A 13,743-nucleotide genomic window follows, 5' to 3' on the forward strand; every position below is an offset into this window, starting at 1 on the left:
AAAGTAGTATTTGTTGTCACAACTGCTGCATCGCATTACTTTTTGGCCATCTTTTTCTGTAATAAACATACGCTCAAGGTAAAAACATCTGCAAAACCACCTCCCGTCAACGATATCAATATTTTTTGAGGTGCCAAGTAAAACAGTTTGACATCGCCACTGTAGGAATCAATATCTTTTATGTGTGTATATTAGAACATTTACCTCCCACTCTTCAGAATTAAAACCTTTGATTTAACTTTTATATATGTGATTAATCTTAAATATTTAAGTTATAATTTATATAATACCAAATATAATAAATTATATTTGGTATTATATAAGGTACATTATGCAAACAGCTTATTGCTTTAAAGATAATTTTGAACATTCATTAAACTTACCTGACGCTAATGAAAAAATCATGGGATCTTTACAATGGGGAAAATTTGAAGAATTCTTTACTCCTGCGTATTGGTATGCACAAACCTGGTTCTTTGAACAAAATGATAGTCCTGCATTAAATTACACATTAGGCCGGAGTTTTGAAGAAGAGGTGGTGGCTTGTTTACTTGGGGGTTATGGGATCCCCTCTGAATTAGGAAATGCAAAATTTCGACAGTTTCAACAATCTAAGATTTTTCGTATAAAGGCAATTTCGTATCAAGATATAGAAAAGATTATGACGTCACCAGTTCATCATCATGGAAAAGATAAAAAGTACCGATTCGCCAAACAAAAAGCAAAATATATATATGATGCTTTAGAAAAAATGCGGACAATTAACGAAACTTCCCTCAGTGATCGAGAACTAAGAGACTTCTTATTAACTATAAATGGCATCGGGCCAAAAACAGCCTCTTGGATAGTTCGTAATTATCGCAACAGTGATGATGTGGCAATACTAGATATCCATTTGTACAGAGCAGGTCTTTTGGCTGGATTTTTTGACAAAAATGATAAAGTAGATAAGCATTATTTTAATATGGAAGATAAGTTTTTAGCATTCTGCAACAAGCTAGATATTAAGGCTTCTATCTTAGATGCAGTAATATGGCGCACGATGAAAGAGTTGAATAAATACGCACTAAGCAGACTGTAATATTATAATTTGTATTATTTTTAACAAATAATATTATTTAAGGGAAAACATGTCTGGTGGAGATAGTACAGGAGGAGGTGGAGTAATAGCTCCATCAGAGGATTGCAGTGATATTGTTATTAAAGTTAGACTTAGTTCAGTTAATGCATCTATTTTAAAAACCGTACATATAAAAGATATACTGAAAATTAAAAAAGAAGGTGCTTCGTTAGTTGCAGTTAAAGGTTCTGATATTGTTGGTGCAATAGCTTCAATTGATGTTATTAAATTAAAAAAATGCATTGATGAGGGGTATGAGTACACAGGCTTAGTCGTAGAAAAAGAAGAAGGAAAGTGCATTCTTGTAATCACTCCCAATAATAAGATTTAATATGACAATTGTTGGAAGTACCTATATTGAAACATGTCTATATCCTCACTGGAAAGAATTATACGGTTCAGGCTGGAGAGCCGCATGTGCGCTCATAGACCATTTAAATGATATTAGGTTTTATACTTATTTATCTCAAAAAGATGAAGAGATTTTATCACTTAACCCTGTATACAATGAAGTTGAAAGTGTAAATTTGACTTTTATCAATCAAACAATTACTTTTGAATATTTTCATGGTTTATCAGAACCAAAGATTTTTCCACATCCTTGTTCCATTCAGCAGAATGTGCCTATTGAAGCTGTAGACGATGTAGTATTACGCTATGGTTTTATTGAAGGTGATGCTAAAGTCAAGGGTAAAAAAGTGGTGTATGATCCGCAATCTGCAACGGCACCAAAAGACTTTTACGAAAATGGGTCGGAAGCTGACGAATTAGTAATGGTATTAAATTTTCGTGAAGCAGCGCTACTAAGTGGCTTTAACGAGGTTAGTAAAATAGCGGACACGCTTCTTAAAGGCAATACGATAGCATTAATTTTAAAGCTGGGGCCTTCCGGTGGACAAATAATAACAAAGGGCACAGTTACGAATTATAATGTTTACAAAACCAATTCTGTTTTCCCAATTGGTACTGGTGACATTTTTGCCGCCTTTATTGCATTTTTTTGGGGAAAAGAAGGCCGCGAATTAGAAGAGGCTGCTACCTTAGCATCAAAAGCAGTTGCAGTATATTGTGAGTCACAGACATTACCAATTAAAAGTGGTTTTCAGAATAAAATTTTTACACCTGTACGTGAAGTGTCAAGCGCTCAAAATAAAAAAGTGTATCTAGCCGGCCCATTTTTCACGATGCACCAACGATGGTTAATTGAGGAATCTAGAAATAATTTAAGAGGTTTGGGTTTCGACGTCTTCTCCCCGATTCATGATGTTGGTAAAGGTATTGCGGAAGATGTTGTACCAGCTGACATTAAAGGCATAGAAGATTCAGATATTCTGTTTGCTATTGTTGATGGTTTAGATACAGGGACGATTTTTGAAATCGGATATGCTAAAGCTCTAAACATGGGCGTTATAGTTTATGTTGAAAATGAGACAGAAGAGGATTTGAAAATGCTTGAAGGGACAGGGTGCATTATTGAGCATGATTTTGTTAGTGCTATCTATAAAGCAAAATGGCTTGCTATGGAATCAGAATGAAAGGGATTCTATTATCCGGAGGTCTAGACTCATTAGCTTTAGCATATTGGCAGAAACCTCAAATAGCGTTTACGGTTGATTATGGGCAGAAAGCGGCTGAAGCTGAGATAAGGGCTTCGGCAAAGATTACAAAAGATTTAGGTATACGCCATGTAATCATTACAATTGATGTCACACAAGTTGGTTCAGGTGATTTATTGAATACAACATCATGCCAAACTGCGCCAAAATCTGATTGGTGGCCCTTTAGAAATCAAATGCTGTTAACAACAGTGTGTAGTTATATTATGAGTCATGACATTGCTGTCAAGGAATTATTATTTGCTACGGTGGCAAACGATTCATATCATAAAGATGGCACTAAGAACTTTTTTAGTGCTTTTAATGATCTTTTAGCATGTCAAGAAGGGGATATCCAAATTTTGACTCCAGCTATTAACATGAGCGCTGTAGAACTAATACGTACATCAAAGGTAACTCTTGAAAAACTGAGTTGGGGACATTCTTGTCACAAGTCAAATTATGCATGTGGAGAGTGTAGAGGCTGCTACAAACATCAAAATACATTGGATGAACTTGGTTGGTCACTCACTGAAACTATTAAATAGCCCTTATCCAAAGACTAATTATACATTTGTAGACAGACCTGAGTTTCCATTTGTAAATAAAATAGCTCTACCCAAACCTATTGATCGTAAGATCTCTTACGATCAAGTCATAACATCTCGTCATAGTAAACGAGAATACTTTGGACCGTTGGACTTGACTGAGTTGTCTTCTCTATTATGGGACGTTCTTAAAATAAAAAAAATAGAAGTAGATCATAATGGAACAGTGAGTTGGATACATAGAGGTGCCCCATCTGCAGGAGGCCTGGCATCGGTAGATGCTTTCATTACAAATATCGCTGGCTATAACGACAAATTATTTTTTTATAACCCATATGATCATTCCCTTCAAGAATTGAACGTTACTCCAGCTAAAGTGAAAGAAGTTATTAATGCGTCAAATGAATTAATAGATGTTAGTCATGCAACTTTGTTCATTTATGCTGCGCATGTGACAAATATATTTTCTAAGTATGAAAACCCTGAAAGCTTAATATGGCGAGATGTCGGTGCAATTTATGCCATGATGAACTTATCCTCAGAATCTTTAAATCTTGACTCCTGTAGCCTAGGAACAACTTTCCATCCTCTTTTACCGAAAGTTTTAGGGACGGAGGGATTATTATTTGGTGTTGGTGGGCAGATATTTGGTAAGCGTGAACATGATATTCGGACTATCTGAATGAAAGGACATATATATTGACACCGAATGAAGTCGTTATCCGTGATCCTGCCCTCATTAGAGCTATAGAAAAAGAATTAGAAATGCAACATCTCGATACGATTAATAAAGCCAATACTGAGATCAAACAGATGTTGCAGGAACAGGCAAAAAGGAACAAGCCTAATGACCGATAACAAACTTTTCAGAAGTCTGCTTTTGCTGACAGTACTCTTTACAGGAACACTATATGCCGATGTTAACATATCTACATTCAATATCAAGTGGCTGGGATACTCAAAGGATCGGGACAATACTGGTATCGCCAAGGTGCTTTCTGATGGAAGACGGGATGTGGTCTTTATCCAGGAACTCGTTGCACCACCGGTTCCAGTCAAAGTCTCAGATACAAAAACGATCAAGGCGGATAAAGAGGTCGCTGCGTTCTTTAATGCCATGAAAGCGGAGGGCTATGATTACGTCCTCTCCAGCGAAGATACAGGTACCGGCGACAAGATCCATACTAATTCGGCAGCCACAGAGTGGTTTGTGGCTTTTTATAAAAGCGATAAGCTCTCGCTGGTTGATTCAGGGTTTGTGGCGGATGATCGAAGTAACAATGATAATTACGAACGGGTGCCATATTATTTTACATTCAAAGCCAATGACGGTATGGACTTCACAGTTGTATCAATGCATTTGCAACCAGGGAAAAAACACGCCGATGCCGATCGACGATATCATGAGCTACAGTCACTTGTTTCATGGGTATTCGCCCAGGCGGCCAAAGATCCCGAGAGGGACTACATATTGCTCGGCGATATGAACGTTTACGATTGTGATGTGTTAGACCGACGTCTTGACGACCTCTTTGTCTTAGCCAACAAAGAGTGTCTGAACTCGAACCTGAAGAGGACAGAGCCATATGATCAAGTCTTGTATATCGAGGCGTATACGGATATTTCCGATTATACAGTGATCGATCTATATGAGATCTTCAACATTCCATCATCAACACCAAACAAAGAGGTAATAGCAAAATACAGCGATCACCATCCAGTGTTCTTCACAGTAGTCGGTATGGGAGATGATGATGAATAGACTAAACCTTCAGCTAATCCTTGTTGCAGTCCTAATTGTTTTATTCACCGGGTGCGTCTCAAAAGAATCTGTCAAACTCGTTCAAAACTATGCAAAATCTTCAGCGACGGTACAAGAGAACATACTCGATGTCTATGACGAAAGTATACAGGCCCGTCACAATGCGAAACTTATGACGGCCGCTAAAGACGGGGCTTCTATCAAAGGAGTGGTTCCAGACAAAATCGAGCATTTCGGGCAGTTAACATCCCTTTCGGCATACCATGTACCCTTATTCTGCATGAATATTCCTTATCTCCTTTCTCTCAAAGTCGATATCCGCGCCTGAATATCTCTATCCAACTGTTCCAATCCCTCCCCATTAGGTAAGTACTGTATATATCGAATCGCAGCTACATCAAATGGAATGTCATGCGGTGACTGAGCAATTAAAATGACATCTTTGCCAAGCGTATGCGCAATACCGGCTTCATAAAACACATTTGCATTTCGTCCACTGAGATCGCACACTACAATCGCTGCCTTGCCAAGAAGCAATGCTACATCCTGGATTATATGATCATTAACCCAAATATCATCTGCGCGCTGGCATATCATGCCTAGATCTCGAATTGCTGATTGTAAAGTCTCATAAACCGGATTGTAAGAGACATCAAACGGCATCATTACGGCAACCATATTGTTATCTATGGCAACAAGTGGTATATCAAATACTTTTGGCTTTGGCCTAAGACCAACTTGGTGCTTTAGTAGTACTCGATACAAATCAATATCTTTAATAGACCAATGGTTTCGCGATGACTCTGGAAAAGATCCTCTCGCATTGACCTCTATGCCTAGATCATTTGCAGCAGTCTCGAATAACATTTCATTCGGAATCGGAGGGATATCTGGATCTATAACATATTGTAAGCGATACTCTCTGCCAATAAGCTGTACACTCGTAAGTGTCCCAATGCGAGCTGGCTGATTAGTGCCATCCCAGCTAGTTTCACAGGCAAAAACCGTAGGAAGTTGCATAACCAAAGCAACATCTAATACGCCATCTGCAACATACTTATTTTTTATATGTTCATCAGTATATTCTAAAACTCTGTCCTTGCTCATTACATCATTCGTACTGCCCCAACCGCTGGCCCCTGTGACTAATAAATTGAACAAATCCTCTCCTTCAAATGCCATTCAAGACTATATCTTACTATGATCGACAATACTAGTAATATACATTTTAACAAACTATGCTCTTTGTGCGATGGAAAACGAGTATATTACTTGATATAGTGATAAAATCTGTGAAAATTACTCCAATAAAAGATCTGTTTCTGTTACAATCTTCTGATTGACTTACGATTTTGAACTTTACTTGATTCTGGCTAAATGTTAATAAGGATATAGATGTCTCTGCTTTTTATTGGATATGAAACGGAAAAAGTTGATTTCAGTAGATATGAAAAACATTCACTTATGCCTGAAAGTCACACGCAAATGAAACCTCGTATTGTTGATATGGGCATATTTGCTATTGCTGATAGCGCAATCACTACTTTCCAGGGTGGCAAAACATTATTGACAAACTTCAGAAAGATCTATGATATTGAAGCCAAAGTTTATAAACCTCGTTTTGCCCCTGATGGCATCTTTCAGGGTTATGACAATCTTTACTCCCGACACCCTATACTTGTTGGATTTGCAGGCAACACATTGGTGGCTCAGCATATCCTCAATACAATTAGTGGTCACCTTGAACATCTAGAAATTGGCTGTAAAGAAAGAAGTATTGGACTTCAAGAAATCGAATATATTGTAAATATGCCATGTGAGAGCAATGACTTAAAAAGTAGTTCATTTGCACAATGGGGCGAAGACACATTCCTACCGAAAGACTATGAAGGTTTATTAACTGGTGAATTACTTGCAGGTTTTATTGAGCACTCTATTAATCATGCGCTAGAATCGGCAAAAAAGCACAGGCTCAATGAAGATGAGTTTAAACAAATGAATACAGATCTATTTAGTGGCATATATTGCCCTGTTGACAGGGAACACCAAATCTATATATTTCGGATGAAGCATAAACTGAATGCTGATGGAGTATTAGTTGTCTATACAGAAAAAGAAAAGTTACCGGCCAATGAAATTGCTGTACTTGGGATGAAGAAGGATTTTGAAGAAGAGGCAAAAAGGCTGAATTACAATGCTATTAAAGACGATTTAAGCTCATCAAATGTTCTTGAAGACTATCTACTTAAGTGTATTGAAACGGTATCGAAAAGAGGCTCATTTGAGATTGCCAGACCCGTTGTGCATAAAAAGTTAAATCGCTATAAAATAAGCAAAAAGCATATTGATTGATACGGGAGACATAAAAAAACCTATAAATCAGTACAATTTGTTCTTGTAAACGACATCAGATATTTCTTTTGGAAGATAAAACTTTTTTCCCGCCAACCGGACGTATTGAGTACCATCTTTACTTGTTTTCATCTCTTCTAAGTCTATAAAAACATTATTTGGCATGCCCACCCCATGCAAGCATTCAATTGAAATTTTGAAAAATTTGCTGACATTAGTAAATTCTCTTCTTTCTTCACGTAACTTATCAATCAATTGCTGCTTCAACCGCATGTGACTTTCCTTCGGACCAACCAGTTCTGGAATTTTCCATTCAGGCATTTTAACGGTAGACGAACACTCTTTGTTAATAAAATTAACAAACCCTGTAATGGAGCTTCTCTGTCCAGGGTACTTCCACAAGAAACCATGCAAGACATCGTTTGTCAACTTTTGTTCATCAAAATATTCACAATATTGTACAAACTTAGCTGCCGTTCCCAATGCAAGTCTAATAGATCGGATAGAGCTCTTTCTAACTCCAAGCTTTGAATGCAGATGTCCAGAAAAAGCATCCATTATTGACCGTTGCCAGCTCCCCACTTGAAACCTGTCAAGATAACGCTCGATCATATCTATGTTCGCATATTCTTCTTGAACCCTTTTATCAACACAGATGACGCCAATCTCTTCTAAAAATAGAGTAACAAGCAAAAACTCTCTCGTTTTGGCCACCGTAAACGATCCGACGACCTCTTCATATGATGGGTGTCTACTTAATGATTGTGATAAATTATCAAGCTCAACAAAATAGGGAAGATATCGGCTGATATGCGTTGCCGCAAATAACACAGTCCTTCGCTTTTTAAGCCAGTCGCTAAATGCAGAAAAATACTCCGACATATATGAGGATAAAACTTCTCTCCCAAAAGCAGTCCTTCGCACCAGTGTATTGGTTTGGGCACATTCTTGACATATGCGGCCGGCACCGGCTGGGAAACGTTTACCACATTGACGACATTCCCGGTCCTCTTCAGTAAAACATATTTTACACACCGGCCTATTGTCATTATCATAGCTGTGAGCAGGTCTTTGTTTACGACATCTTGAGCAGACAGGCAACAGTTTGTGATAACAAGAATGGCACAACAGCTTTGAAGTACCATCTTTAAGTGTTCTATTCGAAACCGTATACACTTTCGATTGACATTTTGAACAAGTTTTGTATTCTCTGAAATACTTTGAACATGAGTTGCAGACAGGGCCATTCTCAGTTATCTTACCCGGTGTGTACTCTATCTTTTGACATCTGATACAGGGTTGGTCTTTGACCTGACATATCTTACACACCGGAACTTCCAAATCAATGGAAATCATCCTTTGTTGATTACAGACCCTACATGTCTGGAGTTTAAATAAGCGATCATAACACCTTCGGCAATAGTGTTTTCCATGATAACGATAGTCCCATGTGCTGATTGCCTGATCACAGCCTTCACACATCGTAGTCCTCATAAATATTTCCTGATCTCGTTCATCATTTCTTCAACATGTTCTTTACTCTTAGGCTCGATCTTATTATTTCCATGCCGCACATGTAATCGCGATCTCGCATTATCCGCCAAAGACTCAAAAATATATTTAATCGTCGGAGAATTTTCATAATTAGTATCAAAAAACATTTGCCGTGTCACTTTGCAATCAAGCAGTATTGCAATGATCTCTGCAAGATCATGCTTAAACAACTTTGCGACTATTGACATCAGCACATGTCGACTCTCAACATCAATCATCTCCAAACTCCCAGTAGGATGTTGTATCTTATACTCGGGAACATTCCCTATCAATGCAATAACAACTTTCTGAATAGCTTGGCAATGGTTCATCTTATAAAACATATGTAGGAACACTCTTACTGTGGCAAACAGTTCATCTATTGTTTTATCAAGCACAGGGAACACTAATAAATCGATGATGCCTGTTGTAGTTGCATGGTTCAGCTGCTCTTGCAGCGAAATAGCCTGTCTATCTGCTTGTGTTCTTTCAATTTTCTTTAAATCAAGCCCACACTTTTTACAACTGGTAACATCAGTATTGCGGTAATCAATCAGATGGGGGGAGAAGACTGTATAACAATTTGGGCAATGAAGCTGGAGTAGGATGCCGTGACGGGCACAGGCAACATTCCAGGACAAGCGCCACTGTTTTTTAAAATATACTGGTGATGTTCCTAGGCAATCAGGGCAAAAATGAAGTCCATTAATCCGACTTCTGTTCCTGGTCCCAGTTGGAATCACCCATGTCCATGCAGTCTTTGAGTTTAGATGCTCTTTTTTTGTTATCCGTTCGATCAATGGTTCCAAAGTCATTTGATTTATTTCATCATATGTCATGGAAACAGCCTTACATAACGATAGAGTTTTGTCTTTCGGCAAATATCGATCGACATCCCGAGTCCACACCCTGTAATCAGGCCAGATCCCACCACCCCAGCCTTCCGGATCACTTCCGTTTAGCAACGCACTCCGAATAAGCCATGAGCTTAATATCTCATCCTGAAAGGGTTTGGGTCTAATCGGTATCAAATACAATCTCGCGTGCAGAATGGGTATCTGTTGGTTTGACCCATCGGTGCTTATCGATAATGTCAACGGTAATCTCTTCAACACCATGTTTTATAGCATACGAAGCACACTCTATCAATAAGCGGTGCAAGTCTCCAAGATTTCCCCTTGAAATTGCATACAACAGAGGCGCCTTCTCTTTGCTATCCAGCCGAGATGGATGCTTAAGAGGTAAACGCTTTTCAAAGGCGACCAATAATGCTCTAAAGTTTTTATCCATTTTCCATTTAGGTAGTTTTACAATATCAAATCTGCTTGTATGCTGAGGGTCCGTCACAAGCACCATCGCCGCATCCTGAGTGCCTACGCCTATTATTGGTATCATTAGTTCAACACTTAGTGTTTTAATCGTATCCATCATGATGCGCTGTTTTACGGCTGTTCCTCGCAGTAGATTGTGAATCTCATCTAAGATCAGTATCTTGACATTGCACTCTAACATTAATGAAACTAACTGATGCCTTAGTTTTGCTTTTGGATCCGTCGGCCTGAATGGGACCCAAAATTTATCCAGTATGGCAATGTAGAGATCTTTTTCCTCTGATCCACGCATGATTGCATGCATTACTGGCTTTTGCACACGAGTCATCTCCATGTCATCCTCGATTGTCATATCCGGGTGTAACGCAACAAACCTATGGATGATCGATGTTTTTCCCATATTTGATTCTCCAATGAGTAAAAGCCCTGGCATTCGAGGCTTCTTGGGGCGGTTCATCATTTGGCTGAGCAACTGTATAATCTCTTCACTTCTTGGATAATTAATCCACATATCCTCATAAAGACTCTCTATCCTCTTCTCATCGTTGAACAACATAAGAGGTTTAAATTCATCATGAAGATGATTGTACGATTCATTCATGCATTTCCTTTAATCAAATGTCGGAAGATTATCGTCCCAGAGACTGTCATCACCTTCAACGGCCCCGATATCTTGTAGAGTTCTAGGCTTCCGATAGGCACTTGGCATCGTACCATTCTGCTCACGATTTTTGACTTTTTGCATTTGACGACGAGCTTTTTTTGTCTTTTTCGAAGCCTCCAATACTTGCTGATGGAGTTCTTCGTGCGCAGCTATCAGTTCATGATCAGAGATTGAAGAGGCGTTCCTTTCTCCAATCCTTCTTCTAATTTCCCTGTATTCCCAAAGACTCATTGTCGGTATTTCTGAATTGGCAAGGTTTATCTTGTAGTAATTTTGTGTTGCTTCATCGTAGTACCAGATATAACTTATATCACGTACGTCTCGCTTAAAAATAAATCGTCTCTTTTTCCCCGTTTTTACATCAATCTGATTGATAAATGGCCGCAAAATATGATCATAATAATTCAATCCATCGATATTTACACCATTTTTCTGAATGGTTCTTTGAAAATGGGGCAGAAAATCGATTAATATTGTCAATGGATCGGATGGTTTGGGTGGATAGCCGATGCCTTCTTGAAGAGCACTTCCAAATATCCCTTCATTCCATTTAGCTTCTGGTGACATGCCTAATGAAGAATGCTTGCGCTTATGATAGATCTTCGTAATAAACGTAAGTACCCATTTTTCAAATTCAGAGAAAGTCATTGTGGCATTACCGTCAGAATCATATGCCTGGCGCTCATTGATATTCGAAAACGTCGTTCCCGGTAGTGAGTGAACCTGCTTCATCACAGTGCCAATGACCCTCTCGATATGGCCACCGTAATCTTTCTTGTCAATAGGTCTAAACTCAATATGCGTTCCATATGATTTACAAGCATGCTCCAAAGTATCTGTTCTGAAATCGGAACCATTATCAGCGTGAATCGTCTGCATAAATCCCCATACGTTCCAATCAACATCTATCTCATGTTTCAACAGAAAACCATCTTTGGGGAGAACTGCATTAGCGATGCACATTGCAACCGAGGTTGAACTTGGTTCATCCAGTGATAAAAAATAGCCCGTAATCATTCGACTATAGATGTCTATCATCAATGTGATCCATGGTCGGCCAATTGGCATACGAGTTTCATCATCTACCAATATAATATCGGCCTTAGTATGATCTATCTGTACAACTTGCAATGGGTAATCTGCATCAAAATGATTTGGAGCCGGATTAAATCTATCACGTGCTATCGAGGCGTTACCCTGTTTTTTCAATCGCTCATATTCTGTAATTCTTGAGATTCTATTTCGAATAGTATTATGACTAGGTGATGCAATGTTTTCTTTGGAACATTGGGCAAATACTTTATTGATTACAAATTGAATAGAATGTTTTTGCCTCGTAAGATAGTATGACTGGATCGTCTCTTGAATAATCGCTTCGGCACGGCTCTCAATTCTAACTTCACCGGCCTTCCTACCTTCTTTTTTAGGCAATAACCCTGTTAACGTTCCTGTTGACTTATAACCCTTCAACCATCTATACAAAGTTGTATAATGAACACCCATATCATTAGCGTGTTTTTCAATTTCAACTCTTGACATCCCATTCAGAAGGGGTTTAATGGCCATAAATCGACGCTCAATTTCTTTCCAGTCCGTATCTGAAATGTCAGTAAGGTCTCTATAGATAAATCCATTATCGTTAACCGCCTCGGCCTTTAATGGCTTTAGGTTCTTGATCATAAGACGTTTGGCTCTTTTTGTCTCTATATCAATTCCAATCACTTCATCAAAATCGATCACTTGCGTGATCCGATAAACAGAAGCATTATATTCAACATATCCATCAGTCACGATGGCGACCATTCTTCTATCTAATTTATGGACTTCTGTCTCATTATCCATTCCATACTCCTTCTTCATAGGATTCATCAACATTTAGCCAGATAACCGTATGTTGTCCAAGTGGCATCCCAATATCGCAAGCAATCTTTTTATTTGCGAGAAGATGCCACGTCTGCCCTAATCCGATTCCACGTTGTTCATCGGTCACATAAAGATGTGCTAATAAATGATCTACTGTCGTATGTCCCACTGCTTTAAGGTGCTCGATGATCCTCCGTTCTTCTTCATCGTCATATCCTAAATTTTTGTGCCTCGAAATAAAGTTGATATTTTTCAACTCTTGCCCTCGAATCCTATTCTCATCGTAAATTTTGAAGATATAGCCATTTTCTCTTGCGTATTTCATGGCGATTTTAAATTTTGGACGTAGTTCGGCAAGCTTTTTTCTGAGTATGCGATGTGGCTTTACTTCAATTAACATGGGTCGAGGATGATGATTAGACATTCCATAAGCCGGGGATGTTTTAAAATATACAAGAAAATCAGGTGTATAAGTGGTTTTTCTACCATTTTGGTTCACATATTCCAGTGTTACAGGCTGCTCTATCACATCAATAACCGAATCATTGAATTCAAGAAGCGCAATCAGATCCCGTTCTAAAGTTGATTCGAATGCAATGCTTTTCTCTTTTCTGAAAGAATAACGTCCGGATACACTACCGTAGGTATATCCGATTTTCCTGTTCTTCATTGATATCCGCATACTGTGGCTCCAGAAAATTTGTAGTATAGTTTATTGTATTTTAGAAAGATTGTACTAATGTTTGTTGTACTTTGTTGCAGTGTTTGATGGATAAACATGACTCAAACCTTGTGGATTAATATACTTAGTAGCATATCATATTGGAACTGACAGCGGCAGTCAAAAAGCGCAGATCGGCGAGATCGGACTTGCCCACAACGGCATACTTTTTTTCGATGAGCTACCGCACTTTCAAAAGATCGTACTTGAAGCCCTCCGTGAACCGCTGGAAGACAAGAAGATCCGCATTTCAA

15 protein-coding genes and 1 pseudogene are annotated in these 13,743 nt (G+C 38.6%); 9 read left to right on the forward strand and 7 right to left on the reverse strand.

All coding sequences use genetic code 11. The features are described 5' to 3' along the window. Positions 1-331 precede the first annotated feature (331 nt). Genes ABYK33_RS02880 through ABYK33_RS02910 form a run of 7 tightly spaced genes read left to right on the forward strand, consistent with a single transcriptional unit; the run spans position 332 to position 5,025 of the window. A complete protein-coding gene (locus ABYK33_RS02880) occupies positions 332-1,081 on the forward strand; it encodes a hypothetical protein (protein WP_373031425.1) in 750 nt (249 codons plus the stop codon). Between the two features lie 49 nt (positions 1,082-1,130). Then, positions 1,131-1,451: a hypothetical protein gene (locus ABYK33_RS02885; RefSeq protein WP_373031427.1), complete on the forward strand. Its 321-nt coding sequence runs from the start codon at positions 1,131-1,133 to the stop codon at positions 1,449-1,451. A gap of 1 nt (position 1,452) precedes the next feature. Next, the gene (locus tag ABYK33_RS02890; protein WP_373031428.1) at positions 1,453-2,655 is read left to right on the forward strand and encodes a PfkB family carbohydrate kinase; all 1,203 of its coding nucleotides are present in this window, start codon (positions 1,453-1,455) and stop codon (positions 2,653-2,655) included. Beyond that, a complete protein-coding gene (locus tag ABYK33_RS02895) occupies positions 2,652-3,263 on the forward strand; it encodes a 7-cyano-7-deazaguanine synthase (RefSeq protein WP_373031429.1) in 612 nt (203 codons plus the stop codon). Before ABYK33_RS02890 ends, ABYK33_RS02895 begins: the two co-directional genes overlap by 4 nt. Then, positions 3,178-3,945, forward strand: coding sequence for a nitroreductase family protein (locus tag ABYK33_RS02900; RefSeq protein ID WP_373031430.1), 768 nt, complete (start codon positions 3,178-3,180; stop codon positions 3,943-3,945). The genes ABYK33_RS02895 and ABYK33_RS02900 overlap by 86 nt, the downstream gene beginning before the upstream one ends. A gap of 17 nt (positions 3,946-3,962) precedes the next feature. Then, positions 3,963-4,121, forward strand: coding sequence for a hypothetical protein (locus ABYK33_RS02905; RefSeq protein WP_373031431.1), 159 nt, complete (start codon positions 3,963-3,965; stop codon positions 4,119-4,121). Beyond that, positions 4,111-5,025 carry a hypothetical protein gene (locus ABYK33_RS02910; protein ID WP_373031432.1) on the forward strand — a complete coding sequence of 305 codons (915 nt, stop codon included), beginning with the start codon at positions 4,111-4,113 and terminating at the stop codon, positions 5,023-5,025. Before ABYK33_RS02905 ends, ABYK33_RS02910 begins: the two co-directional genes overlap by 11 nt. Before the next feature lie 291 nt (positions 5,026-5,316). On the opposite strand, the gene ABYK33_RS02915 is transcribed toward ABYK33_RS02910, so the two are convergent. Further along, positions 5,317-6,207 carry a hypothetical protein gene (locus ABYK33_RS02915; RefSeq protein ID WP_373031433.1) on the reverse strand — a complete coding sequence of 297 codons (891 nt, stop codon included), beginning with the start codon at positions 6,205-6,207 and terminating at the stop codon, positions 5,317-5,319. 213 nt (positions 6,208-6,420) lie between these two features. Between ABYK33_RS02915 and ABYK33_RS02920 the strand changes: the two genes are divergently transcribed. Continuing rightward, positions 6,421-7,377: a hypothetical protein gene (locus ABYK33_RS02920; protein WP_373031434.1), complete on the forward strand. Its 957-nt coding sequence runs from the start codon at positions 6,421-6,423 to the stop codon at positions 7,375-7,377. 27 nt (positions 7,378-7,404) lie between these two features. Here the strand turns inward: ABYK33_RS02920 and ABYK33_RS02925 are convergent, their stop codons facing one another. The 6 genes from ABYK33_RS02925 to ABYK33_RS02950 all read right to left on the reverse strand — a co-directional run bounded on the left by ABYK33_RS02925 (position 7,405) and on the right by ABYK33_RS02950 (position 13,438). Next, the gene (locus ABYK33_RS02925) at positions 7,405-8,208 is read right to left on the reverse strand and encodes a hypothetical protein (RefSeq protein ID WP_373031435.1); all 804 of its coding nucleotides are present in this window, start codon (positions 8,206-8,208) and stop codon (positions 7,405-7,407) included. Positions 8,209-8,729: 521 nt separating this feature from the next. Beyond that, positions 8,730-8,855, reverse strand: coding sequence for a hypothetical protein (locus ABYK33_RS02930; RefSeq protein ID WP_373031436.1), 126 nt, complete (start codon positions 8,853-8,855; stop codon positions 8,730-8,732). Between the two features lie 12 nt (positions 8,856-8,867). Beyond that, positions 8,868-10,028, reverse strand: coding sequence for a TniQ family protein (locus ABYK33_RS02935; RefSeq protein ID WP_373031437.1), 1,161 nt, complete (start codon positions 10,026-10,028; stop codon positions 8,868-8,870). Continuing rightward, positions 9,928-10,842 (reverse strand): TniB family NTP-binding protein, encoded by a 915-nt coding sequence (locus tag ABYK33_RS02940; RefSeq protein WP_373031438.1) that lies wholly within the window; start codon positions 10,840-10,842, stop codon positions 9,928-9,930. The genes ABYK33_RS02935 and ABYK33_RS02940 overlap by 101 nt, the downstream gene beginning before the upstream one ends. A gap of 9 nt (positions 10,843-10,851) precedes the next feature. Then, the gene (locus ABYK33_RS02945; RefSeq protein ID WP_373031439.1) at positions 10,852-12,708 is read right to left on the reverse strand and encodes a Mu transposase C-terminal domain-containing protein; all 1,857 of its coding nucleotides are present in this window, start codon (positions 12,706-12,708) and stop codon (positions 10,852-10,854) included. Between the two features lie 31 nt (positions 12,709-12,739). Next, positions 12,740-13,438, reverse strand: a complete 699-nt coding sequence (locus ABYK33_RS02950) for a TnsA endonuclease N-terminal domain-containing protein (RefSeq protein ID WP_373031440.1) — start codon at positions 13,436-13,438, stop codon at positions 12,740-12,742. A 166-nt stretch (positions 13,439-13,604) separates the two neighbouring features. Between ABYK33_RS02950 and ABYK33_RS02955 the strand changes: the two are divergent. Then, positions 13,605-13,743: pseudogene (locus ABYK33_RS02955) on the forward strand (ATP-binding protein); the annotation flags it as partial.

The organism is Sulfurovum sp. (genome assembly GCF_041562805.1).
Classification (GTDB): Bacteria; Campylobacterota; Campylobacteria; order Campylobacterales; family Sulfurovaceae; genus Sulfurovum.

What these genes read in the sequence shown, in the direction of transcription:
- ABYK33_RS02935 (WP_373031437.1), bottom strand. Translation starts at nt 10,028, where the DNA reads ATGGTGTTGAAGAGATTACCGTTGACATTATCGATAAGCACCGATGGG.
- ABYK33_RS02895 (WP_373031429.1), top strand. Translation starts at nt 2,652, where the DNA reads ATGAAAGGGATTCTATTATCCGGAGGTCTAGACTCATTAGCTTTAGCA.
- ABYK33_RS02940 (WP_373031438.1), bottom strand. Translation starts at nt 10,842, where the DNA reads ATGAATGAATCGTACAATCATCTTCATGATGAATTTAAACCTCTTATG.
- ABYK33_RS02880 (WP_373031425.1), top strand. Translation starts at nt 332, where the DNA reads ATGCAAACAGCTTATTGCTTTAAAGATAATTTTGAACATTCATTAAAC.
- ABYK33_RS02920 (WP_373031434.1), top strand. Translation starts at nt 6,421, where the DNA reads ATGTCTCTGCTTTTTATTGGATATGAAACGGAAAAAGTTGATTTCAGT.
- ABYK33_RS02950 (WP_373031440.1), bottom strand. Translation starts at nt 13,438, where the DNA reads ATGAAGAACAGGAAAATCGGATATACCTACGGTAGTGTATCCGGACGT.
- ABYK33_RS02945 (WP_373031439.1), bottom strand. Translation starts at nt 12,708, where the DNA reads ATGGTCGCCATCGTGACTGATGGATATGTTGAATATAATGCTTCTGTT.
- ABYK33_RS02915 (WP_373031433.1), bottom strand. Translation starts at nt 6,207, where the DNA reads ATGGCATTTGAAGGAGAGGATTTGTTCAATTTATTAGTCACAGGGGCC.
- ABYK33_RS02910 (WP_373031432.1), top strand. Translation starts at nt 4,111, where the DNA reads ATGACCGATAACAAACTTTTCAGAAGTCTGCTTTTGCTGACAGTACTC.
- ABYK33_RS02890 (WP_373031428.1), top strand. Translation starts at nt 1,453, where the DNA reads ATGACAATTGTTGGAAGTACCTATATTGAAACATGTCTATATCCTCAC.
- ABYK33_RS02885 (WP_373031427.1), top strand. Translation starts at nt 1,131, where the DNA reads ATGTCTGGTGGAGATAGTACAGGAGGAGGTGGAGTAATAGCTCCATCA.
- ABYK33_RS02900 (WP_373031430.1), top strand. Translation starts at nt 3,178, where the DNA reads ATGCATGTGGAGAGTGTAGAGGCTGCTACAAACATCAAAATACATTGG.